Source organism: Mesorhizobium sp. RSR565B (assembly GCF_054719465.1).
Genome location: NZ_JBTTIE010000001.1, coordinates 1 through 24,803, shown reverse-complemented (window position 1 = coordinate 24,803; position 24,803 = coordinate 1). Strand labels below are relative to the sequence as shown.

Annotated in this window: 16 protein-coding genes and 1 pseudogene; 11 read left to right on the top strand and 6 right to left on the bottom strand. The window is 63.6% G+C overall.

Annotated features, from left to right (window positions below):
* Positions 1-22: 22 nt before the first annotated feature.
* From hutI to ACYG9R_RS00040, 10 genes are all read left to right on the top strand, one after another.
* On the top strand, positions 23-1,258 hold the full coding sequence (gene hutI, locus ACYG9R_RS00085; protein WP_023816261.1) for an imidazolonepropionase: 1,236 nt from the start codon (positions 23-25) through the stop codon (positions 1,256-1,258).
* The gene (gene hutH / locus ACYG9R_RS00080; protein ID WP_023824551.1) at positions 1,255-2,793 is read left to right on the top strand and encodes a histidine ammonia-lyase; all 1,539 of its coding nucleotides are present in this window, start codon (positions 1,255-1,257) and stop codon (positions 2,791-2,793) included. The genes hutI and hutH overlap by 4 nt, the downstream gene beginning before the upstream one ends.
* Before the next feature lies 1 nt (position 2,794).
* Positions 2,795-3,607: an N-formylglutamate deformylase gene (gene hutG / locus ACYG9R_RS00075; RefSeq protein WP_023742743.1), complete on the top strand. Its 813-nt coding sequence runs from the start codon at positions 2,795-2,797 to the stop codon at positions 3,605-3,607.
* A gap of 25 nt (positions 3,608-3,632) precedes the next feature.
* Positions 3,633-5,306, top strand: coding sequence for a urocanate hydratase (gene hutU, locus ACYG9R_RS00070; protein WP_023672900.1), 1,674 nt, complete (start codon positions 3,633-3,635; stop codon positions 5,304-5,306).
* Between the two features lie 12 nt (positions 5,307-5,318).
* The gene (locus tag ACYG9R_RS00065; protein WP_023824552.1) at positions 5,319-5,918 is read left to right on the top strand and encodes a HutD/Ves family protein; all 600 of its coding nucleotides are present in this window, start codon (positions 5,319-5,321) and stop codon (positions 5,916-5,918) included.
* 289 nt (positions 5,919-6,207) lie between these two features.
* Complete coding sequence (locus ACYG9R_RS00060) at positions 6,208-14,787, top strand: GH36-type glycosyl hydrolase domain-containing protein (RefSeq protein ID WP_460221799.1); 8,580 nt, start codon at positions 6,208-6,210, stop codon at positions 14,785-14,787.
* A 343-nt stretch (positions 14,788-15,130) separates the two neighbouring features.
* Positions 15,131-16,903: a glucan ABC transporter ATP-binding protein/ permease gene (locus tag ACYG9R_RS00055; RefSeq protein ID WP_023672897.1), complete on the top strand. Its 1,773-nt coding sequence runs from the start codon at positions 15,131-15,133 to the stop codon at positions 16,901-16,903.
* A gap of 171 nt (positions 16,904-17,074) precedes the next feature.
* Positions 17,075-17,836, top strand: a complete 762-nt coding sequence (locus ACYG9R_RS00050) for a heme ABC transporter permease (protein WP_023824554.1) — start codon at positions 17,075-17,077, stop codon at positions 17,834-17,836.
* A 190-nt stretch (positions 17,837-18,026) separates the two neighbouring features.
* Positions 18,027-18,698: an outer membrane protein gene (locus ACYG9R_RS00045; RefSeq protein WP_023824555.1), complete on the top strand. Its 672-nt coding sequence runs from the start codon at positions 18,027-18,029 to the stop codon at positions 18,696-18,698.
* A gap of 35 nt (positions 18,699-18,733) precedes the next feature.
* A complete protein-coding gene (locus tag ACYG9R_RS00040) occupies positions 18,734-20,365 on the top strand; it encodes a tetratricopeptide repeat-containing sulfotransferase family protein (RefSeq protein WP_023824556.1) in 1,632 nt (543 codons plus the stop codon).
* Positions 20,366-20,412: 47 nt separating this feature from the next.
* Here ACYG9R_RS00040 and ACYG9R_RS00035 read toward each other — a convergent pair whose 3' ends face one another.
* From ACYG9R_RS00035 to ACYG9R_RS00025, 3 genes and pseudogenes are all read right to left on the bottom strand, one after another.
* A complete protein-coding gene (locus tag ACYG9R_RS00035) occupies positions 20,413-20,709 on the bottom strand; it encodes an addiction module antidote protein (protein ID WP_023824557.1) in 297 nt (98 codons plus the stop codon).
* A pseudogene (locus ACYG9R_RS00030) lies at positions 20,702-21,006 on the bottom strand (type II toxin-antitoxin system RelE/ParE family toxin). The gene ACYG9R_RS00035 and the pseudogene ACYG9R_RS00030 overlap by 8 nt, the downstream one beginning before the upstream one ends.
* 69 nt (positions 21,007-21,075) lie before the next feature.
* On the bottom strand, positions 21,076-22,134 hold the full coding sequence (locus ACYG9R_RS00025) for a D-TA family PLP-dependent enzyme (protein ID WP_023824558.1): 1,059 nt from the start codon (positions 22,132-22,134) through the stop codon (positions 21,076-21,078).
* Between the two features lie 150 nt (positions 22,135-22,284).
* Here ACYG9R_RS00025 and ACYG9R_RS00020 point away from each other — a divergent pair, with 150 nt between their 5' ends.
* Positions 22,285-22,971, top strand: a complete 687-nt coding sequence (locus tag ACYG9R_RS00020) for a D-lyxose/D-mannose family sugar isomerase (RefSeq protein ID WP_023694398.1) — start codon at positions 22,285-22,287, stop codon at positions 22,969-22,971.
* 7 nt (positions 22,972-22,978) lie between these two features.
* Here ACYG9R_RS00020 and ACYG9R_RS00015 read toward each other — a convergent pair whose 3' ends face one another.
* The 3 genes from ACYG9R_RS00015 to ACYG9R_RS00005 all read right to left on the bottom strand — a co-directional run.
* On the bottom strand, positions 22,979-23,332 hold the full coding sequence (locus ACYG9R_RS00015; RefSeq protein ID WP_023702292.1) for a hypothetical protein: 354 nt from the start codon (positions 23,330-23,332) through the stop codon (positions 22,979-22,981).
* Between the two features lie 13 nt (positions 23,333-23,345).
* Positions 23,346-24,212, bottom strand: a complete 867-nt coding sequence (locus tag ACYG9R_RS00010; RefSeq protein WP_023824559.1) for an RDD family protein — start codon at positions 24,210-24,212, stop codon at positions 23,346-23,348.
* A partial coding sequence (locus tag ACYG9R_RS00005; protein ID WP_460221798.1) for a stage II sporulation protein M occupies positions 24,199-24,803 on the bottom strand: 605 nt, incomplete at its 5' end. The genes ACYG9R_RS00005 and ACYG9R_RS00010, both read right to left, overlap by 14 nt.

Here is a 24,803-nt window from a genome sequence, read left to right as displayed (position 1 = left end):
ATCCAAGCAACGGAAAAAGATGATGGCGGCACAAGACAAAAGCCGGGCAGGGGGCCTTCAGCTTTGGCGTGATGCGCGCCTGGCAACCATGGCCGAAGGCGTTGCCGGACTTGGCATCGTCGAAAAGGGCGCGATCGTCTCCCGTGACGGCATCATCGTCTATGCCGGCCCGGAAGCCGACATGCCGTCAGCGTTGGCTCAGGGCGGCGAGACTACCGATTGCGAAGGCCGCTGGATCACGCCCGGCCTGATCGACTGCCACACCCATCTCGTCCATGCCGGCAACCGTGCCAACGAGTTCGAGATGCGGCTGGCCGGCGCCACCTATGAAGAAGTCGCCCGTGCCGGCGGCGGCATCGTCTCCTCGGTCAAATCCCTGCGTGCCGCGAGCGAAGACGCACTGGTTGCGCAGACGCTGCCACGCCTCGATGCGCTGATGGCCGAGGGCGTCACCACGGTAGAGGTAAAGTCGGGTTACGGGCTCGATCTCGAACATGAACAGAAGTCGCTTCGCGCCGCGCGGCAGCTGGACAAGCAACGCCCGGTCACGGTCCGCACCACCTTCCTCGGCGCGCATGCGCTGCCGCCGGAAGCAAAAGGCGACAAGGACGCTTTTGTCGATCTCGTCGCCAACACCATCCTCCCCGGAATCGCCGCCGAGGGCCTGGCTGACGCCGTCGACGGCTTTTGCGAGGGCATTGCCTTTTCGCCGGAACAGATTGCCCGCGTCTTCGACAAGGCCAAGGCGCTTGGCCTGCCGGTCAAACTCCATGCCGACCAGTTGTCCAACCTGCATGGCGCCGAACTCGCCGCCCGCTATGGCGCGCTGTCGGCCGACCATCTCGAATACACCGACGAGGCCGGCGCCGCAGCGATGGCCAAGGCCGGCACCGTGGCGACCATCCTGCCCGGCGCCTACTATTTCATCCGCGAAACCAAGAAGCCGCCGGTCGGCCTGTTCCGCCAGCACGGCGTCAAGATGGCGGTCGCCACCGACAACAATCCCGGGACGTCGCCGCTGACCTCGCTGTTGCTGACCATGAACATGGCAGCGACGCTTTTCGGCCTAACCGTCGAGGAATGCCTGGCCGGCACCACTCGCGAGGCTGCCCGCGCGCTTGGGCTGCTTGGCAAGACCGGCACGCTTGAGGCAGGAAAATCCGCCGACCTGGCGATCTGGGACATCGAGCGTCCGGCCGAACTCGTCTACCGCATGGGCTTCAACCCGCTCCATGCCCGCATCTGGAGAGGACAATGACCGAACTTAACCTGAAGCCCGGCAATGCGACGCTGGCCGACTGGCGCGCTATCTATCGTGGCGCCATGCCGAAGCTCGACGCCTCCTGCCGGCCAAAAATCAAGGCCAGCGCCGAGGCAGTCGCCCGCATCGTCGCCAAGGGTGAGCCGGTCTACGGCATCAACACCGGCTTCGGCAAACTGGCCAGCGTCCGCATTCCGGCCGAGGATCTAGAGACCCTGCAACGCAACATCGTTTTGTCGCATGCCGCCGGTGTCGGCGAGCCGATGCCGGTTTCGGTGGTTCGGCTGATGATGGCGCTGAAGCTCGCCAGCCTTGCGCAGGGCGCGTCGGGCGTACGGCCGCAAACCATCGAGTTGCTGGAAGCGATGCTGGCCAACGACGTCATCCCCATGGTGCCGGCGCAGGGCTCGGTCGGCGCCTCCGGCGATCTCGCGCCGCTGTCGCACATGACGGCGGTGATGATCGGCGTCGGCGAATGCTTTACACCGCATGGCCGCTTCCCGGCCAAGGTCGCTTTCGTCTCGCACGGCCTGGAGCCCGTGACGCTCGGCGCCAAGGAAGGTCTGGCGCTGCTCAACGGCACGCAGTTTTCCACCGCCTACGCGCTGGCCGCTCTGTTCGAGGCCGAAGTGCTGTATCAGTCGGCGCTGGTCGCCGGGGCGCTGTCGACCGACGCCGCCAAGGGTTCGGACGCTCCCTTCGATCCGCGCATCCATCTCCTGCGCAAACATCCCGGCCAGATCGAGACGGCGGCAGCGCTGCGCAACTTGATGGCCGGCAGCGCCATTCGTGAATCGCACCGCGTCGGCGACGAGCGCGTGCAGGATCCGTACTGCCTGCGCTGCCAGCCGCAGGTGATGGGCGCCGCGCTCAGTGTGCTGCGTCAGGCCGCCGACACGCTTGGCACCGAGGCCAATGGCGTCACCGACAATCCGCTGATCTTCGCCGAGGACGATACTGCGCTTTCAGGCGGCAATTTCCACGCCGAGCCGGTGGCTTTCGCCGCCGACATGATCGCGCTCGCCGTCTGCGAGATCGGCTCGCTGTCGGAACGCCGCATCGCCATGCTGGTGGACCCGGCGCTGTCCGGCATGCCGGCATTCCTGACGCCGAAGCCCGGCCTGAACTCCGGCTTCATGATCCCGCAGGTGACGGCGGCGGCACTCGTTTCCGAAAACAAGCAGAAGGCCTATCCCGCGAGCGTCGATTCCATCCCGACCTCGGCCAACCAGGAAGACCACGTCTCGATGGCCGCACATGGCGCGCGCCGGCTGATCGGCATGGTCGAGAATGCGACAGCCGTCATCGGCATCGAACTCTTGGCCGCCGCGCAGGGCTGTGATTTCCATGCACCGCTGGCGTCGAGCGCGGCCCTTGAAGCCGTGCGCAAACTGGTCCGCGCAGAAGTGCCGCATCTCGACAACGACCGACATTTCCATCCCGATATGGAAAAGGCCATCGCCATGGTGCGCAGCGGCGCTGCCATCAAGGCTGCCGGCGCGGTGACACTGCCTTCGATTTCGGGAGTCTGACATGACCGACTGGCTGACAGTGACGGAAGGCACGGCACCCCTGTTGGTGTCCATCCCGCACACGGGTATCGATCTCGCCGGCATCGACAATCGGCTGGTCTCGCCCTGGCTCGGCCGCCGCGATTGCGACTGGTGGATCGACAATCTCTACGATTTCGCCGCCGGCCTTGGCGCGACGATTGTGCACACGTCGATCTCGCGCACCGTCATCGACGTCAACCGCGATCCTTCCGGCGCCTCGCTCTATCCCGGGCAGACGACAACGACGCTATGCCCGACCGAGACCTTCGACGGCGATCCGCTGTATCTGCCCGGCGCGGAACCGACGCCGTCGGAGATAGACCAGCGCCGCATAGCGTATTTCGTGCCTTACCATGAAATGCTGGCGGCCCAGGCCGTCAGGCTGCGCGGCCTGCATGAGAAGGTCGTCATTTACGATTGCCACTCGATCCGGTCGGTGCTGCCGCGCCTGTTCTACGGCACGCTGCCGGTATTCAATCTCGGCACCAATGACGGCCAGACCGCGGATCCTACGCTGCAGGCGCTGGTTGGTCAGATCATGGCCGAGAGCGGTGAAAGCAATGTCATCAACGGTCGTTTCAAGGGCGGCTGGATCACCCGCTATTTCGGCAATCCGCAAGGCGGCTACCATGCGCTGCAGATGGAACTTGCCGATCGCGGCTATTTGCGCGAGCCCGAGGGCAAGGGCGAACCGGACAATTGGCCGGTGCCTTATGATGCCGAGTTCGCCGCGCCGATGCGCGCCACACTGACGAAAATCCTCCAATCCGCCATTGACTGGGCCGGGCGCTGAGACGCCGCCTTACTCCAAAGGGACAATGATGAACAATCCTCGCCACAACATCCGCGAAGTGCGCGCGCCCCGCGGCGACAAGCTCAACGCCAAATACTGGACGACCGAAGCGCCGCTGCGCATGCTGATGAACAACCTCGATCCCGATGTCGCCGAAAACCCCAATGAGCTCGTCGTCTATGGCGGCATCGGCCGGGCCGCGCGCACCTGGAACGATTTCGACAGCATCGTCGCCTCGTTGAAGACCCTCAATGAAGACGAGACGCTGCTGGTCCAGTCCGGCAAGCCGGTCGGCGTCTTCCGGACGCACACCGATGCGCCGCGCGTGCTGATCGCCAACTCCAACATCGTGCCGCATTGGGCGACCTGGGACAAATTCAACGAGCTCGATAAAAAAGGCCTGATGATGTACGGCCAGATGACGGCCGGCTCGTGGATCTATATCGGCACGCAAGGCATCGTGCAGGGCACCTACGAGACCTTCGTCGAGGCCGGCCGCCAGCACTACAATGGCAACCTTACGGGCAAATGGATCCTGACCGGCGGCCTCGGCGGCATGGGCGGCGCCCAGCCGCTTGCCGCCGTCATGGCCGGCGCCTGCTGCCTCGCCATCGAATGCAATCCGGACTCGATCGATTTCCGGCTGCGCACCCGCTATGTCGACGAGAAGGCCGAGACGCTCGACGAAGCGATGGAAATGATCGAGCGCTGGACCAAGGCCGGCGAGGCGAAGTCGGTCGGCCTGCTCGGCAATGCGGCCGACATCGTGCCGGAAATGTTCAAGCGGGGCATCCGCCCCGACATGGTCACCGACCAGACCTCGGCGCATGACCCGATCAACGGCTATCTGCCCAAGGGCTGGACGATGGCTGAGTGGCGCGAGAAGCGCGTCTCCGATCCCAAGGCTGTCGAGAAGGCCGCCCGCGCCTCAATGCGCGAGCATGTCGAGGCGATGGTCGCGTTCTGGAATGCCGGCGTGCCGACGCTCGACTATGGCAACAACATCCGCCAGGTCGCCAAGGACGAAGGCTTCGAGAACGCCTTTGCTTTCCCGGGTTTCGTGCCGGCCTATATAAGGCCGCTGTTCTGCCGCGGTATCGGCCCGTTCCGCTGGGCTGCTCTTTCGGGCGATCCCGAGGATATCTACAAGACGGACGCCAAGGTGCGCGAACTCACCCCCGGCAACACCCATCTGCACAACTGGCTGGACATGGCACGTGAGCGCATCGCCTTTCAGGGCCTGCCGGCGCGCATCTGCTGGGTCGGCCTCGGCGACCGCCACAGGCTGGGGCTCGCCTTCAACGAGATGGTGGCCAGGGGCGAACTCAAGGCGCCCGTCGTCATCGGCCGCGACCACCTCGATTCCGGCTCGGTGGCTTCGCCCAACCGCGAGACGGAAGCGATGAAGGACGGGTCCGACGCCGTCTCCGACTGGCCGCTGCTCAATGCGTTGCTCAACACCGCGTCGGGCGCAACCTGGGTGTCGCTGCATCATGGCGGTGGCGTCGGCATGGGCTTCTCGCAGCATGCCGGCATGGTCATCGTCGCCGACGGCACGCCGGACGCCGCAAGGCGCCTGCAGCGCGTGTTGTGGAACGATCCGGCGACAGGCGTCATGCGCCACGCCGATGCCGGCTACGACATCGCCATCGAGTGCGCGAAGGAGCACCAGCTCAATCTGCCCGGTATTTTAGGCTGATTGGCTTAAATGATGCGCATCCTACGGGCCGCCGACTACCGGGTCATGCCGTGGAAGAATGGCGGCGGCACGACCACCGAGATCGCCGTCTCGCCGGACGGCGCCGGCCTGGACGATTTCGACTGGCGCGTTTCGATGGCGCGAGTCGAGGATAGCGGGCCGTTCTCGGGCTTTGCCGGCGTCGACCGCACGCTGGCCGTGCTGGAAGGCGAGGGCATCGTCCTCGACATTGCTGGCCGGCGGCCGGCCGAAGTGACGGCGGCTTCCGCCCCGCTGTCCTTCCCGGCCGATGTGCCGACCTCGGCGGCGCTGATCTCCGGTCCGATCACCGACCTCAACGTCATGACCCGCCGCGGGCGGGCCATGCACACGGTCCAGCGCCTGGTGATCTCGGTTCCGACCGATATCCGGCCGACCAGCGCTATGACCCTGATCCTGCCGTTCGACGGCGAGGTCGGCCTCAGCGGCCCGACATCGTCTCGTCTTGGACCCCTCGACACGCTGTTGCTCGGTCCGCAGGCGAAACTACGGGTTGAACCGGTACGGCCGACGACCGTGTTCGTCATCCGGATAGCCAGGCTGGGCCAGCCGCACCGCCAGCACAACGATTAACGCCTGTTGCCAAACATGATCGCACGCCGGAGAAATCTGGCGTAAGCTGTTGTCTGGATCACGAAAAAGCCCGAATCCTTCCGTCGTTCCAAGGCGGACGGGAGGGCAGGGGTGCTCGTCCTTGAGTTGTCTGAAGCCCCACTTAAAATGTCGAAGGGATAACGCCTCTGGCGTGGTGCGAAGCAAAACTTTCGGCCAGTGTAATCATGCAACCAATTGCATTTGAATTGGTTTTAGGGACATTGCCGTGGCGGTGGCGCCGCATCGCGTCCCCCATGCGGAATTTTCAATGAATATCCAGACAAATCCTGCCCATATCGAAAAGTCCAGCGCCGGCTTCCCGGTCATCACCGAAGAGCCGATACGCTCCAATTTCCTGCCCGAAGAGCGGCTGCGCGCGCTGGGCGAAAGCCTCGCCAAGGGCGACGTCAAGGACCTGTTCGGCCTGACGCCGTTCGATTTCCAGGCCCGCATCCGCGACAGCGCCAAGAAAATCCTCGAAGTCTACCGCTCGACCAATGCCGCCCAGGCCAAGGGCGAAACCATCACGCCTGCCGCGCAATGGCTGCTCGACAACAATTATCTCGTCGAGGAGACCATTTTTCAGGTGAAGCGCGACCTGCCGCGCCGTTTCTACCGGCAGTTGCCGACCCTGGAAGTGGCCGATCGCGCCGCGGTGCCGCGCGCGCTTGCCCTGGCCTGGAGCTATGTCGCCCATTCCGACAGTTCGGTTTCGGCGACCATGTTCAAATCCATCGTCGAGGGTTTTCAGTCGGTCGAGCCGCTCAAGATCGGCGAGCTCTGGGCGCTGCCGTCGCTGCTGCGCTTCGTTTTGATCGAGAATCTGCGCCGCATCGCCGTGCGCGTCGACCGCACCAGGCAGATGCGCCATATCGCCAACGAGGTCGCCGACCGCGTGCTGGCGACCGACGACAATGCAGACCGCCGGAAGATCCTGTCGGGCTACGGCGCGCATGCGCAGGACACCACCTTCGCCACCCAGTTGCTCTACCGCCTGCGGGACGGCTCGCAGAATGCCGGCAGGGCGCTGGAATGGCTGGAGGTCGAGCTCGAGAAAACCGGCTCCGACGCCGAGGAAATCATCATTTCCGAGCATCGCACGCTGTCCAGCGGCAATGTCACCACCGGCAACATCATCCGCGGCCTGCGCCTCATCAACGACGTCGACTGGACGGTGTGGTTCGAGGGCGTCAGCCGCATCGACACGCTGTTGCGCGAGCGCACCGATTTCGCCGCGCTCGATTTCTTTTCGCGCGACCAGTACCGCACGTCGATCGAGCAACTGGCGCGCCGCTCCGACCTGTCCGAGTTCCGTGTCGCCGAAAAGGCCATCGAGCTGGCCAGCCATGTTCCCGGGGTCACCGATGCCTCCGGCGTGCCGGATGCATCAGCCGATCCGGCCATGCATACCGATGTCGGCTTCTTCCTGGTCGGCCCGCGCCGGCCGGATCTGGAAAAGGCGATCGGCTATCGGCCGCCCTTCCATGTGACCTTCAAGCGCGCCTTCACCGCCACGGGCTGGCTCGGCATCGTTGTGCCGGTCTTCCTGCTGACGGTGCTACTGCTGGTTGTCTCCGGCAATGCGCTTGCCCATCTCGGCCTGTCGGTGGAATCCATCACGCTGATGCTGGCGCTGTTTGCGGTGCCTGCCAGCGAAGGCGCGCTCGCCTTCTTCAACACCGTTGTTTCACTGTTCCTGAAGCCGACGCGGCTCGTCGGCTATGACTACAAGCACGGCATTCCGGCGGCATCACGCACCTTGGTCGTGGTGCCGTCGCTGATCGGCTCGCGCGATGATGTCGAGGAAAACATCCGCAACATCGAGGTGCATCACCTCGCCAACACGGCCGAAGAAATCCATTTCGCGCTGCTGTCCGACTGGCCGGATTCCAAGACCGAGATCGACGCCGCCGACATCGAGATCCTGCAATATGCGCGCGACGAGATCGCCAGGCTCAATGCCCGTTATCCCTCGGAAGGCGCGCCGCGTTTCTATATCCTGCATCGCCGCCGGCTCTACAACCAGGCGCAGGGCGCCTGGATGGGCTGGGAGCGCAAGCGCGGCAAGCTGCATGAGCTGAACCTTCTCTTGCGCGGCGACAGCGACACCACCTTCCTGCCGCTCGACGTGCCGCTGCCGGAAAAGGTCGTCTATGTCATGACGCTCGACGCCGACACGCGCACCACGCGCGACGCCGTGTCGTCACTGGTCGGCAAGCTCGCCCATCCGCTCAACCGCCCGCATTTCGACGCGACAAAGCGCGTCGTTACCGCCGGCTACACCATTCTGCAGCCGCGCATCACAGCCTCGCTCACCAGCGGCGACGACGCTTCTTTCTTCCAGCGCGTCTTCTCGTCCAACAGCGGTCTCGATCCTTACGTCTTTGCCGTCTCTGATCTCTACCAGGACGTCTTCAGCGACGGCTCCTTCACCGGCAAGGGCCTTTATCACGTCGACGCTTTCGAGGCGGCGCTGCAGGGCCGCATCGAGGAAAACACCGTCCTCAGCCACGATCTGCTCGAAGGTGCGCTGGCGCGCGCAGCACTTGTCACCGACGTCGAACTGGTCGAGGACTATCCTACCCGCTACTCGGTCGACGCCTCGCGCCACCACCGCTGGGCGCGCGGCGACTGGCAGCTGCTGCGCTTCATCTTCTCGCCGCGTTCCGGCGTGCCGGCGCTGTCGCGCTGGAAGATGGTCGACAATCTGCGCCGCTCGCTGACCCCGATCTTCTGGGTGATGGCGGCGATCGCCGGCTGGACGCTGCTGCCCTTCACGCAGGCCGCGCAGTGGCAGGCGCTGCTGATCCTGTCGCTGTTCATGGCGCCGACCTTCGATGTCGTCAACGCCATCCTGCCCAAGAGCGGCGACCAGACGCCGCGCGGCCATTTCTCCGCGCTGGCGCACGACACCGTCTTCGGCACGGCCCTTGTGGCGCTGAAAGTGCTGTTGATGGCGCACAATGCCTGGATGATGGGCGACGCCATCGTGCGCACGCTCTACCGCCTGTTCGTCAGCCGCCAGAACCTGCTGGAATGGCGCACCGCGTCGCAGGCGCACAAGGGCGGCGACAACGATATCGGCTCCTATTACAGCATGATGTATGGCGCCGTGATCATCGGCGTCGTCGGTCTCGCTATCCCCGTGCTGGCCGATTCCACCGGTGCCTTCGTCGCCTTCTTCTTCGCTCTGTTCTGGATCGGTTCGCCGGCGGTTGCCTGCTGGATCAGCCGCTCGGCCGAGACCGAGGACCGCCTGCGCATATCGCAGGCCGACATCCACGCGCTGCGCACCGTGGCGCGCCGCACCTGGCATTATTTCGAAACCTTCGTCACGGCCGAGCACCACAATCTGCCGCCCGACAATTTCCAGGAAAGCCCGGCGCCGGTTGTAGCGCCGCGGACGTCGCCGACCAATATCGGCGTCTACCTGCTGTCGGTGGTGTCGGCACGCGATTTCGGCTGGATTGCGCTCTCCGACGCCATCACTCGCATCGACGCCACGATGACGACCATCGAGAGCATGCCGCGCAACCGCGGCCACCTCTTCAACTGGTACGACACGACGACGCTCAAGCCGCTCTATCCGCTTTACATCTCGGCCGTCGACAGCGGCAATCTCGCCGGACATCTGGTCGCGGTGGCGGCTGCCTGCGCCGAATGGGCGGAAGCCCCGTCCGTTCACCTGCAGGGCGATTTCGAAGGCGTCCTCGACACGGTGAGTATCCTCGACGAGAGCCTCGAGGAATTGCCTGACGACCGCCGGCAACTGCGGCCGTTGCGCCAGCGTCTGGCCGATCGCCTCGATGGCATGCGGCGCGCCGTCATGACCATCAAGGCGCAGCCGGAGATGGCCTCGATCCGCACCATTAACCTGGCCGTGCTTGCCGGCGAGATCCGCAAGCTCGCCACCGCCATCCACACCGAGGCCGGATCGCAGCGCAGCGACATTATCGCCGACTGGGCGGCACGGCTGGAAGCGACCTGCGAGGCGCATGTGCATGACTCGCACAGCGACGAAAACGCCGTCGAAGCCTTGCGCGCCAAGCTGCTGGCGCTGCGCGAACGCTGCCGCCGCTATGCCTTCGAGATGGATTTCTCTTTCCTGATGCGTCAGGAGCGCAAACTGCTCTCGATCGGCTACCGGGTCGAGGAGCACCAGCTCGATGAGAGCTGCTACGATCTGCTCGCCTCCGAGGCGCGGCTGACCAGCCTGTTCGCCATCGCCAAGGGTGACCTGCCGACGGAGCATTGGTTCCGGCTTGGAAGGCCGATCGTCGAGATCGGCTTCCAGGGTGCGCTGATGTCCTGGTCGGGCTCGATGTTCGAGTATCTGATGCCGCCTTTGGTAATGAAGGAGCCGCAGGGGTCGATCCTCAACCAGACCAGCAAGCTGATCATCAAGCGCCAGATCCAGTACGCGCGTTCGAAGAACGTGCCCTGGGGCATTTCGGAAGCGGCCTACAATGCCCGCGACCGCGAACTGACCTACCAGTATACCAATTTCGGCGTGCCCGGACTTGGCCTCAAGCGCGGCCTTGGCCAGAACACGGTGATCGCCCCTTACGCCACGATCCTCGCGGCGCAGTTCACACCGCGCGAATCCGTCCAGAATCTGGCCAGGCTGCGCTCCATCGGCGCTCTCGGCCGGCATGGCTTTTACGACGCCGTCGACTTCACGCCGCAGCGCGTGCCGGAAGGCACCGACCACGCTGTTGTCCTGAACTACATGGCGCATCACTCCGGCATGTCGATCGCCGCCGTTGCCGACGCCATCTTCGAGGGCCGGCTGCGCGACCGCTTCCACAGCGATCCGGTGATCGAGTCTGCCGAACTCCTGCTGCAGGAGAGGGCGCCGCGCGACATCCCGACCGCCACGGTCAGGACCGAAGCCGACGAGCGCTCGAAGGACGAGACCGAGGTCGAGAGCCCGGATTCGCGCATCGTCCTCGACCCGCTGAGGGCGTTGCGCGCCACCAGCGTCATGTCCAATGGCCGCTACTCCGTCATGGTCTCGGCCACCGGTTCCGGTTACAGCCGCTGGGGCGAACTCGCCGTCACCCGTTGGCAGCCCGACCCGACCGAAGACCGGCTCGGCTCCTACATCTTCCTGCGCGACGCCGGCAGCGGCGACTGGTGGTCGGCCACCGCGGAGCCGAAGCAGGCGACCGGCGAGAGAGTGCAGACGCTGTTTTCCGACGACAAGGCGAGCTTCGTCAAAACAGTGGGCTCGCTGCGTTCGGAGGTCGAATGCATCGTCATCTCGGAAGGCAATGGCGAGGGACGGCGCGTCACGCTCTACAATGACGGCGCCACTGACCGGCATATCGAGGTGACCTCCTTTGCCGAGCTGGTGCTGGGCAACGAAGCCTCCGACAATGCCCATCCTGCGTTCTCGAAAATGTTTATCGAGACCGAGATCGCTGCCAACAACGGTGCCATCTTTGCCACCAGGCGCAAGCGCGACAAGAACGAGCCTGACGTCACCATGGTGCATTTCGTCACCGATCCCTCCGGATTGGCGCGCGATGCCGAGGCCGAAACCGATCGCCGTGCCTTCATCGGCCGTGGCCGTACCATCGCGGAAGCGGCGGCCTTCGATCCCGGCGCCAAGCTTGGCGGTCACCACGGCTTCACCCTCGATCCGGTAGCGGCCCTGCGCCGCCAGGTGCGGGTGCCGGCCAACAAGAAGATATCGCTGACCTTCTGGACCGCCGTCGGCGCCAACCGCGCCGAACTTGACGAGGCCATCGCCAGGCTCGACCATCCCGAAAGTTTTGCCCGCCAGGCGATGCTTGCCTGGACGCGTTCGCAGGTGCAGACACGCCATCTTGGTCTCAGCCTGACCGACGCCGCCAATGTGCAGAAGCTGGCGCGTTTCCTGATCTATCCCGATCCGTTCCTGCGCCTGCCCGGCGAATCCATCGCTTCGGGGCTGGGCAAGCAGTCCAGCCTGTGGCCGACCAGCATTTCGGGCGATTTCCCGATCTTCCTGGTCCGCATCGGCGACGTGGCCGACCTCGAAATTGTCGCCCAGGCGCTGCGCTTCCAGGAGTATATGCGCGCCCGCGGCATGATGATCGACTTTGTGGTCGTCAACGAGCAGGCATCGTCCTATGTCCAGGACCTGCAGCGCGCGGTCGAAACGCTGTGCGAAAACAGCCGCCTGCGCGGCAAGGAACTCGGGCCGCGCCAGCACATCTTCGCCGTGCGCCGCGACCTGATGGACGAGGCGACGTACAAGACGCTGCTGGCGGTTGCCCGCGTGGTTCTGCACACGCGCAACGGCACCATCTTCGACCAGATCGAACGCGCCGAGGCGGCAACCTTGCAAGCACGCGATGGCCTGCAGCCGGCGGCCCCCGCGTCACTGCGCGAGCCGTCTCTGCCGGTGCCGGCGGCGCCTGCATACCATGCCGCGTCCGACAGCAGCGCCGACGGCAGCGGCCTCAGCCAGTGGAACGGCTTCGGCGGTTTCGAAGGCGATGGCCGTCACTATGTCACGCGTCTCACCGGCCGGCGCACGACTCCGCAGCCCTGGATCAACGTCGTCTCGAACGCCTCGTTCGGATTCCATGTCTCGGCCGAAGGCGCTGCCTTCACCTGGAGCCGCAACAGCCGCGATTACCAACTGACGCCATGGTCGAACGATCCGGTCACCAACCGGCCGGGCGAGGGCATCTACATCTACGATCAGGCCAGCGGCAAGGCATTCTCGCCGCTGGCTGCCGTGGTCCGCGATCCCTCGATGACCTATGAGACATGGCACGGCCAGGGCTTCTCGACCTTCCGATCCAAACGCGGCCCGCTGTCAATGGATCTGACGCACGTCGTCGATCCCGTCGATCCAGTGAAGATCACGCGGCTGCGCATCCAGAACTCGGGCTCGGCGCCGGCGCGGCTGCGCATCTATGCCTATGCCGAATGGGTTCTCGGCAGCCATCGCTCGAGCACGGCTGCGACCATCATCCCGTCCAGGGATCCAGCGACCGGCGCGCTTCTGGCGCAAAACCCCTACGGTCTCGATTTCGGCGACCGGGTGGCCTTCCTGGCCGCCACCGGTCCGGTGCATTCGGTGACAGCCGATCGTGGCGAGTTCATCGGCAGGCAGGGCACCAGCGCCTTCCCGCACACTGTCGTCAGCGGCGCCGGCCTGTCGGGCCGCGTCGAGGCCGGCGACGATCCGTGCGCAGCTGTCGCCAGCGACATCGACATCCCTGCCGGCGGCGACGTCACGCTGGTCTGGCTGCTTGGCGACGCCGCTACATCAGCCGAAGCGAGCGCGTTGGTGCAGACCCATTCGGGCAAGGATTTCGACCAGCGGCTGGCCGATAATGAACGCGTCTGGCGCGGCTTCCTCGACACCATCCAGGTCGAGACGCCCGACAAGGCGCTCGACGCCATGGTCAATCACTGGCTGCCCTATCAGAGCCTGGCCTGCCGCATCCGCGCCCGCTCGGCCTTTTATCAGGCAAGCGGCGCCTTCGGCTTCCGCGACCAGCTACAGGACACGCTGGCCCTGCTTGCGCATGATCCGAAACTGGCGCGCGACCAGATCCTCAATGCGGCGCGCCGGCAGTTCCCCGAAGGCGACGTCCAGCATTGGTGGTTGCCGCGCACCGACGCCGGCGTGCGCACTATGATCTCCGACGATGTGGTCTGGCTGGCGCATGCCACCAATCGCTACATCGAGGTGACCGGCGATACAGGGATCCTGAAGGAGCAGCTGCCTTTCATCGACGGGCAGGTGTTGGGCGAGGGCGAGCACGACGCCTTCTTCACGCCGGAAATCTCCAAGACGAGCGCTTCGCTTTACGACCATTGCGCGCGCGCGCTCGACCTTGCGGTCAAGCGCAGCAGCCCGGCCGGGCTGCCGCTGATCCTCGGCGGCGACTGGAACGACGGCATGAACCGCGTCGGCGAAGCCGGCAAGGGGGAGAGTGTCTGGCTCGGCTGGTTCCTTTTGAAGACGCTGGGCGACTTTACCACCGTGGCCAAGGGGCAGGGCGACACCAAGCGGGCGCAGGCCTGGACAAAACACGCCGATGTGCTGAAGCGGGCGCTGGAAAGCACCGCCTGGGACGGCCAGTGGTATCGCCGCGGCAGCTACGATGACGGCACGCCGCTTGGCTCGCACAATTCGGACGAGTGCAAGATCGACTCCATCGCGCAGTCGTGGAGCGTGCTCTCCGGCGAGGGCGACCCCGCGCGCTCGACCACGGCGATGCAGCAGGCGACGAACCTGCTGGTCGACGACAAGCTCAAGATCGTCAAACTGTTTACCCCGGCCTTCCAGAACACGAGAAAGGACCCTGGTTACATCAAGAGTTATCCGCCGGGCGTGCGCGAGAACGGCGGCCAGTACACCCATGCGGCGACCTGGTTCGTGATCGCGCTCGCCGAAATGGGCCGCACCGACGATGCCTATCGCTGCTTCTCGATGCTGAACCCGGTCAACCATGCGCTCGACGATGCATCGGCCGAGCATTATCGCGTCGAGCCGTACGTCGTCGCCGCCGACATCTATTCCGGTGAGGACAAGGGCGGTCGCGGCGGCTGGACCTGGTATACGGGCTCAGCGGGATGGCTCTACCGTGCTGCGGTCGAAGGCATTCTGGGCATTGAGCGGCGGGGCAAGCAGATCACGTTCCGGCCGAAACTGCCCAGCCATTGGGACGGCTATTCTGCCACGCTGAAGATGCTGGGGTCGGAGATCAAGGTTCGCGTCATCCGCGACAAAAAGGCCAAATCCATCTCGCTCGAAGTCAATGGAACCAAGACAAAATCTTCCGGTTTTCAGCCGAAAGCCGGCGACAAGACCGAGGTGGTCGTCAAGATACCCTCGTAAAATCAAAGGCTTCAGGTTATTGACGCGCGCCTTTCGAGGCGCGCGTTTTCTACTTCGGCATGCTCCTGGCGCAGAACGGCGTGCCTTCCCGATAACGGCGGTCCAAGCGTGCAGTGACTAAAAATGTGGCAGGGCCAGCTGCTGCCATGATTTTGCCGCAAGACTGACATTTCACCTTTTATCTCAAACCGTTAGGTGATCACGGCAGATTTCGCAACGTCGTCATCTTTTGTTCGCAGAATGGGAACGGAAGAGGTAGACGGGCATTGTTTTGCGACCCGTTAACCGGTACGTGTCAAGAAATGGTGCGGTGCACAATAATGTTTTGGGCGGAGTAGCTGAAGTGTCACTTCTGCAAATCTACTGGAGAGCGCTGGGTTATCTCGCAGCCGACAGGAAGCGCGTTGCGTTTATCTGCGGTGCGAATGTCGCGCTCGCCATTATCGCCATCCTCGAGCCGATCATGTTCGGCCGGGTAATCGACGCCATCTCCGATAAGGGTTCGGTGTTTTCGACGCTGGCGCTGTGGGCCGGTCTCGGCGCCTTTAACATCGTCGCCTTCGTGCTGGTGGCGCGCGGCGCCGACCGTTTTGCCCACAAGCGGCGCAGCGAGGTGCTGTGCCAGTCGTTCGAGCGCGTGATCACCATGCCGCTCGCCTGGCACCACCAGCGCGGCACCTCCAACGCGCTGCACACGCTGCTGCGCGCCGTCGAGACGCTGTTCAGCCTGTGGCTTGAATTCATGCGCCAGCATCTGTCGACGGCGGTTGCGCTGGCTCTGCTGATTCCGACCGCGATAAGCATGGATCTTCGCATGTCGCTGGTACTGATGGCGCTGGGCGTTCTCTATGTCGGCATCGGCCGGCTTGTGATGAAGCGCACCAAGGCGGGCCAGGCCGCGGTCGAGCGCCACTACCATCAGGTCTTCGCGCATGTGACCGACTCGGTCAGCAATGTCGCCGTGCTGCAGAGCTACAACCGTCTCGGCCACGAGGCCGATACGCTGCGCCGCTATGTCAAGAACCTGCTCGACGCGCAGAACCCGGTGCTCGACTGGTGGGCGATGGCCAATGCGTTGCACCGCCTGTCGTCGACCATTTCGATGATGGTTGTGCTTTTGATCGGCGCCTATCTGGTCACCCATGGCCAGCTCAAGATCGGCGACGTCATCGCCTTCACCGGCTTTGCCACGCTGCTGATTGCCCGCCTCGACCAGATGTCGGCTTTCGCCAACCAGATTTCGGAAGCCCGCGCCAAGCTCGAGGACTTCTATCACCTCGAGGATTCGGCCGCCGACTCCGCCGAGCCGGACGGCTTGCGCGACCTCACCAACGTCACCGGCCACGTCCGCTTCGAGAATGTCGGCTTCGAGTTTGCCAATTCGAGGCAGGGCGTCGACGACGTCTCCTTCGAGGTCCAGGCCGGGCAGACGGTTGCCATCGTCGGCCCGACCGGCGCCGGCAAGACGACGCTGATCAACCTCTTGCAGCGCGTCTTCTCGCCGTCTCATGGCCGTATCCTGATCGACGGCATCGACACCCGCACGGTGACCCGCAAGTCGCTGCGTCATTCGATCGCCACCGTCTTCCAGGATGCCGGCCTGCTCAACCGCTCGATCGAGGACAACATCCGCGTCGGTCGTGCCGAGGCGACTTATGACGAGGTTCACGCCGCCGCCAATGCGGCTGCCGCGCAGGATTTCATCCTTGCCAAGAGCGCCGGCTATGACACCGTCGTTGGCGAGCGCGGCGGCCAGCTTTCGGGCGGCGAGCGTCAGCGCATCGCCATTGCTCGCGCCGTGCTCAAGGACGCACCGATCCTGGTGCTCGACGAGGCAACGAGCGCGCTCGATGTCGAGACCGAGGACCGCGTCAAGGAAGCCATCGACGAACTGAGGCGCAACCGCACCACCTTCATCATCGCCCACCGCCTGACCACCGTCCGCGACGCCGACCTGGTCGTGTTCATGGACAAGGGCAAGGTGGTCGAGATGGGCGGCTTCGCCGAACTGTCGCTGCGCAATGGCCGTTTCGCCAGCCTGCTGCGCGCCGGCGGCCTGCTCAACGACGAGGAAGTCCGCCGTCTCAGCCGCACGGTGAATATCGAAGCTGCGTAAGCTTTTTTACCTCCCCCTTGTGGGGAGGTCGGACCCGTAGGGTCCCGGTGGGGGTGGTGCCCCACCACCCCCACCCCGCTGCTTTGCAGCGACCTCCCCACAAGGGGGGAGGGTAAGCACTGCGACAACCGCTCGATTGCCCCGAACGCGCCGCCGGTCTATCTAGACCTTATGAGCGACACCTCCTCACGCCTCGCCGGCTGGACCGACCTCGCCAACCCGACGCGCTTTGTCGGGCTGGCCGACAGGCTGGTGCCGTGGCTGGCGTCGATCGCCGCGATCCTGCTCGCCATCGGTCTCTATATGAGCTTTGCCGCGCCTGAGGATTTCCAGCAGGGCATCACGGTGCGCATCATGTATATCCACGTGCCTTTCGCCTGGCTCGCCATGATGTGCTACACGGTGATGGCGGTCGCCGCGCTCGGTACGCTGGTCTGGCGCCATCCCTTGGCCGATGTCGCCCTGAAATCGGCAGCCCCGATCGGCGCCACCTTCACCGCGCTTGCGCTGGTCACCGGCTCCATCTGGGGCAAGCCGATGTGGGGCACCTGGTGGGTGTGGGACGCGCGCCTGACGTCGGTCTTCGTCCTGTTCCTGATGTATCTCGGCATCATCGCGCTGACGCGTGCGCTGGATGACGCCAGCCGCGCCGCCTGGGCCGCCGCCATCATCACGCTCGTCGGCTTCATCAACATCCCGATCATCAAATTCTCGGTCGACTGGTGGAACACGCTGCACCAGCCGGCCTCGGTGTTCCGGCTCGGCGGACCGACGATCGATCCCAGCCTGCTATGGCCGCTGCTGGTCATGGCGCTCGGCTTCACCGTGCTGTTCTTCGCGCTGCATTTGACGGCGATGCGCACTGAGATTCGCCGCCGGCGGGTCATTGGCATGAGGCGCATCGCGGCGCGGCAGGCAGAGCAACGCGACTAGGCGGTTCTCTTCCGGCCACTCGAATGACAACCGAAACAGCAGCCTTTGCCTATCTCCGTCTAAATTAGAGTATGCTGCTATGTTGCTGCATAGCAACGAGGATTCCTGAAAGGGTGCCCTGACTGCGTCTGCTTATTGACAGCTCCAACCGCAGGCGAGCAAGTAGCTGGAAGGCTACGAGGAATCGACGATGAAACTGCTTCTACTGGCTGGTGTGGCGACAACGGCATTGGTGCTTGGCTGGAGTTCGGCGTACGCCGCCGACGCGATCGTCGACGTTCCGAGGGCGGAGGATCTCTGGTACGTCACGCTCTTTGGCGGCGCCAGTTTCCCGAACCATGTGAAGACGGACTACAATGGTACTGGCTATTCAGTCGATCTTGATACCGGGTTCGTAATCGGCGGCGCTGTCGGTCGGCGCATCAACGATGTGTTTCGTGTCGAAGGCGAACTGTCCTACGCGCGCTACAAGGCAAGCGAATACAGCTACACGGGCGTCGGCAACTATCCGGCTTCCGGCAATCTGTCGGCCACCTATCTTCTCGCCAACGTCTGGGCCGATGTTGCGCATTTTGGTGATGCCAAACTCTATGTCGGCGGCGGTCTCGGCGCGGCCTATGTTACCGCCGATACTCACTTTGATGGCCACGCCTTTGGATACGGGCCTGGCGGCTGGGGTTTCGCCGGCCAAGTGGGCGCCGGTGTTACCTACGCGGTAACGCAGAATGTCGACCTCGATTTCGGTTACCGCTTTAAGGCCGTGACAAGCGTGGATCTAGACGACAATGATGGCGGCGGCACATACGAGAACGCCAAATTGTACTCCCACAATCTCCAGCTTGGCGTAACCCTGAAGTTCTGATTGGTTCGTCGCAGGCCGCGACCGGGATTTGACGGATGCCGCTCTTGCCACGCCGGCAACCCCTGGGCCTGCCGGCAATGATCCCAGCCTCGCTGCCGACCGCCGGTGAGCCGGCGGAAAAGACATTGCAGCGCGGCATCGACCTGCAACGGCGCAAGCGTTTTCGCGAGGCCGAGTTCTGCTACCAGACGGTGCTTCGCACGCAGCCCAAAAATGCCATGGCGCTGAACCTGATGGGCACGCTCGCCATCGAGGCCGAGCATCATGACGCCGCCATTGCCTATATGGAAAAGGCGGTCAAGCTCGAACCGGACAACGCCATCTTCCGCAACAATCTCGGCAATGCCTACAATGTCACCGGCAACGTCGACAAGGCGCGCAGACATCTGAGAAAGGCGATCGAGCTCGACGGAGGGCTCATCGAAGCGCTGTGCAATCTCGGCCGCTCCTACCGCAGCCAGCTCGAGGGCGACATTGCCGAAGGGTTCTATCGCCAGGCGCTGGCTATCGACGGCCAGTCGGTGATGGCACTTGCCGGTATGGGCGATTTGCTCACCGACATTGGCCGGCCGGCCGAGGCGGTCGAATGCTTCAGCAAGGCCCTTGCCATCGACCCGGGCCATGTCGAGGCGCTGGCTGGAATGGCGCTTGCGCGCCGGGCGGTCAAGGACGATCCGACGTTGCCTTTGGTGCTGAAACGCCTGGAATTGCCGACAACCACCGATCGCGAGCGGGTAGTGCTGCACCACGCCGCCGGCAAGATGCTCAACGATCAGCGCGAGTATAGCCCGGCCATCCGCCATTTCGCGAGGGCCAAGGCGATTTCCGGCAATGATTTCGACATCGACCGGCACACCCAGCTTTACGACAGCTTCATCGACACCTTCGACGCTGGCTTCTTCAAGACGCGAGCCAGTTTGGGAAATCCATCCAGGCGCCCGGTCTTCATCGTCGGCATGCCCCGGTCGGGAACGACGCTGACCGAGCAGATATGCGCCAGCCATCGCGATATCCATGGCGCCGGCGAGTTGTCGACCATTCGGTCACTTGCCGGCGAACTTGGGTTCGACAAGCTCGACCCAGCCATTTTCACCAAGGGCATGGCGGCGCTCACTGCGGCCAAGGCCAAGGAGCTTGGATCGAAGTATCTCGACGATCTCAACAGACGCAACAGCAAGGCGCGGCTTGTCGTCGACAAGATGCCGCATAATTTCGAGCTGCTGGCCTTCATCAGCCTGATCTTGCCGAATGCCCGCATCATCCATTGCCGGCGTGACCCGATGGACAATTGCGCGTCCTGTTTCATGCATAACTTTTCCGAGGCGCACGGCTATAATGCCGATCTGACCAAGCTTGGGCAGTATTACCGGCAGTATGACCGCCTAATGCGCCATTGGGCCAAGGTCATCCCGCTGGATATCCACGACATACCCTACGAAGAAACGGTCGCCGATTTCGAAAATCGCGCCCGCGGATTGATCGGATTCCTCGGCGTCGAGTGGGACGATGCCTGCCTGCGTTTCAACGAAACCGAGCGCACGGTGCGGACGCCGAGCCGCTGGCAGGTGCGCCAGCCGATCTATTCATCCTCGGTCGAGCGCTGGAAGCTGTATGGCGACGCGCTGGATCCGCTGAAGGCGGCGCTGGGTCCGGTTTATCAGTCCTGATTTCAGTTGGCCCGAACAACCTCGCGCTCGACGCGCGCTGGCGTAGATTAGACATGAGTTGCATCGTGCTTTGGGGCCAAATGAAAGCCGAATGCTTTCATGACCGCCAGTGTGGTTTCCAGCGTAGGATTGCCGTTTTCGCTGAGCGAGGTATAAAGATGCTCGCGAGCCAAGCCGGTCTTTCTGGCAATGTTGCTCATCCCCTTGGCGCGGGCAACGACACCGAGGGCGGACGCGACGAATTTGGCGTCTCCGGTTTCCATTGCCTCTGCCAGAAACGCCTCGATTGCCGTATCGGAATCGAGCATTTCGGCGGGATCGAAATCATAGATTTTTTCAACCATTGTCGTCACTCCATTCTACGGCCAGGCGCTTTGCTGTCCGTATGTCGGTTTCTTGTGAACTTTTATCCCCGCCGCACAGGAGCAGGATGACCGTTTCACCGCGCTTGTGAAATAAACGCGATAGCCGGGCCCATAGTGAATGCGCAATTCACTGATGCCTTCACCCACTGGGGCCACGTCGCCGGGATTTCCTACAATCAAACGTTGCAGCCGAACGGCAATTGCCGCCTTGGCTCTTCCGTCTTTCAGCTTTTGGTGCCACCTCCGAAAGGTGGCTGTCTGCTTCAGGATTGCCATGGGGACTAGTAAGTTATAAATTACAATTCGTCAATGTCGAAATAGGGCGAGCCTCCAAAACGAAAAGCCTCACTCCATCCGCCCACGCGCTTCCACCTTCAGCGTTTCCAGCACCTTGTCACCGTCGATCAGACGCACCTGGTCGAACAGGTTGGTCACCACGCAGCAATGATCAGGCACCACGCGCACGCGCTCGCCAATGCGAAGCTTCGCACCATTTCCAAGCGTGACCGTGCCATGTTCCTCGCTCAAGCTGGTGACGCGGGCGCCGGGCATGCCGAGCAGCTCGCCAAAATCGGCGAGCCCCAGCGTGTCGCTGGACAGCGCCTTGCTGCCGCTGTCCAGGATGGCGCGGGCCGGCGTCGGATGGCTGACCACGGTGGCGAGCACCGTCAGCGCACAATCGTCGAGCGTGCCGACGCCTTTGGCGACCTGGTAGCGGTCGAGGTAGATGTAGGTGCCGGGGCGGTATTCGGTCACCACGCTGTCCTCGCCCGAGCGCCACATGTCAGGCGTGCCGCCGCTGGAGATGCGTTCACAGGCGAGGCCCGAGGCCGCGAGCGTTTGTTTGGCGCCGGCCAGCCACGATTCAGCCTCGGCGGCGCGGCCGGCCGCGGGGTAGGTCATCAGCCCGCCGAAGGTGAGCCCCTTGGCTTGGTCGATCAACTTCGCCAGTGCCAGCGCCTCGGCGGCGCTTTGCACACCACAACGGCCCATGCCGGTGTCGCATTCGACCAGGACGGGCAGGGGGTGCCCTGCATCGGTGAAGGTGGCGGCGAGCCCCTCCAGCGTTTCGAGGCTGTCGGCCGTCACTGACAGTGTCACACGGCCATGCAGGGCCTTGAGCCGCTCCAGCTTGGCGCGGCCAAGGATGTTGTAGGGCAGGAAAATATCGGTCAGCCCGGCATCGGCCATCACCTCGGCTTCGCCGATCTTCTGGCAGGTGATGCCGACCGCGCCGGCCGCCACCTGCTTCTTCGCCCAATAAGGCAGCTTGTGCGTCTTGATGTGCGGCCTGAGTTTCAGCCCGTGGCGGTCGGCATGCGCCTGCGCTCGTGTGATGTTGGCTTCGGCGCGGGCTGCGTCGATGAGGATCGCCGGCGTGTCGAGGTCGTCTATGCCTTGCATGAAATATCACCCTGGGAAATCTGGCTGACTTATGGCCCCGATCCGCACGGATGTCATGGGGCCAGCACGCAGTTTGCGTCGACACCGCAGCGCTGTTCGGCTATGCGCTTCAGATAACTCCAGGGAATGCGACGCGAAGGGATCACGATCATGAAACGCTCCACCGTCAACGACATCATCCGCGATGCAGACGCCTTCATCCGCTCGTTCGGCTACATCATGCCGCCCTTCGCCTACTGGAGCCCGGAAGAGATGAAGGCGCGCAAGGCCGACTCCGCCGCCATTTTCACCTCGCGGCTCGGTTGGGACATCACCGATTACGGCCAGGAAAAATTCGACGAACTCGGCCTGTTCCTGTTCACCGTTCGCAACGGCGTCTATGCCGACATGAAGAAGGGCATGGGCATGCTTTATGCCGAGAAGATCATGATCTCGCGCAAGGATCAGCTGTCGCCGATGCACCGCCACAACATCAAGGCCGAGGACATCATCAACCGCGGCGGCGGTAAGCTCGTGCTTGAACTGTTCATGCACGATCGCGACGGCGGCATCGATCCGAAGGCCGAAGTGACGGTGCCGGTCGACGGCACCATCCACAGGCTGCCGGCAGGCGGGCTCCTGAAGCTCGACCCGGGCCAGAGCGTGACGCTGCTGCCCGGCGTCTGGCACGCCTTCTGGGCCGAGGGCAAGGATGTGCTGATCGGCGAGGTCTCGACCGTCAATGACGATCTCACCGACAACGTCTTCCGCGAGCCGATCGGCCGCTTCTCCAACATCGACGAGGATGTCGCGCCGGTGCACCTTTTGGTGTCCGACTATGAGAAGTGGGTGGGGTAGGCGATGCCTAATCGCCCCAATTCACCTGCTGAAAGAACGTCCAGATGCTGATCGTGCTGTCATCCCGATCGCTCGTGCTGTGCAGCGTCAGGACAATATCCACGGTGGGCGGCGCCTTGATCAAGACTGTGATCAGGCGCGCGCTGCCGTCAGGCACGATACCTATGCCTGAGGTCATTTCCCAATTTCCGTCGGCTTGCTGAAGTCGGGAAGAAGTATCTCCGAATTGCTCCCTCATCGATGCATCGTTTGGAAACGGTTCGTCGGTGAGTTCTGCAAATTCCTTCCAGGATCCGGAGACTGCCGCCTGAATGGCGCGTTCTATTCTGGCTTTTTCCGCTTCGCTAACTTGAGCCGGCATCCCGAACTCCGATCTACCGCTGGTACTTATCCGCCTTGCGTGTTCCCAGCAAAAGCTTGCGTTCGAGCTGTGCCCGCAGCTCGCCATAATAGGCGGTGAGGAAGGCCCTGGAATCGACCGGCTCGATCGTCATGCCGATCTTGCGTCCGATCGTTTCGGCCACGGCTTTCAGCGCGAAATAGTCGTCGCGGCGCAGCACTTCCTCCAGCTTGTGCAGTTCGGCGATGCCATAGGCATCGAGCTGCGCCTGGGTGAAGCGGAATGCGCGGGTGGTGGTGTCCTGGCGTTGCGACAGGTCTTCGACCAGCGCCAGTTTCGGCGCCTCGACAACCCACGTTCCGGCCAAAAGGTCGCCGATGCGCATGCGGTCGCGGTTGAACAGCGGGAAGAGCGCAAACAGCAGCGTCCAGACCAGCCCGAAGATCGTCGACAACGTGTCGGCGAGCCCCATCTCGCTGCGGCCGAGGATGATCGACAGCGGCAGGAAGATCTCGATCTCGCGCATCAGGTTGCGGGCAATGACCTGATCGATCGACAGGCCGGCGCCGCTGCGCGACGCCACCCGGATGCCGAGCATCCGTTTGCCGGGTGTGGCGGCGCGGCGGCCGGCTTCGAAGACGATGAAATAGGCGTTGCGCAGGAAGAAGATCAGGATGATCCAGACGATGAACAGCGGCTGCGCGCCTTCGCCTTTGAGGCCGGCCAGCCCGAACAGTGCAACGATCGAGATCACGATCGCCGTGACGATGATGATGACAAAGTCGAGCAGGAAGGCGGCGGCGCGGGTGCCGGCATCGGCGAGCTTGATCCGGAGATCGACGCCTTCCGGCGTGATCAGCGGCCGTATTGTCGAGACGGCAGCACGCCTAGCGGTTGCCATGCCGCACCACCCTGAACACATAGAAATAGCAAAGCCACAGCGTCAGCATGACGCCGCCAATGGCATAGCGTGTCACGTCGCTGGTGATCACCTGCCTGCCGATGCCTTCGAGCAGGCCGGCAAACAAAAGCATGATCGTCACCCCGACCATGGTGGTGGCGGCCACGCGCCCGGCATAGGCAGCAGCCGTCATCCGCGTCAGTTCGCCGGGGAAGGCGATGCGCGTGCCGATGCGCATGCCGGCGGCGCCCGCCAAGGCGATCGCGAACATCTCGGTGGTGCCGTGGATGGACAGCCAGCCGCCCAGCTCCAGCCCGAGCCCCTTGGCGATGTAGATCTGGAACATCGCGCCAAGCAGGCAGCCATTCATCAGGATCAAGAGCACGCTCGGCACCGCGAAGGCAAAGCCGAGCGCGAAGGCCAGGATCGCCACCTGGACATTGTGCGTGAACAGATAGGCGGCGAAGCCCGACAGGAAATTGCCGCCGGCGCCGTCATAAAGCACCTGCCGCAGCACGTCGGCCGAGGCATCCGGGTTGCGCCCGCCGGCCAGGCTCGGCGGAATGATGGCGTCGAACCAGCCCTTGTCTT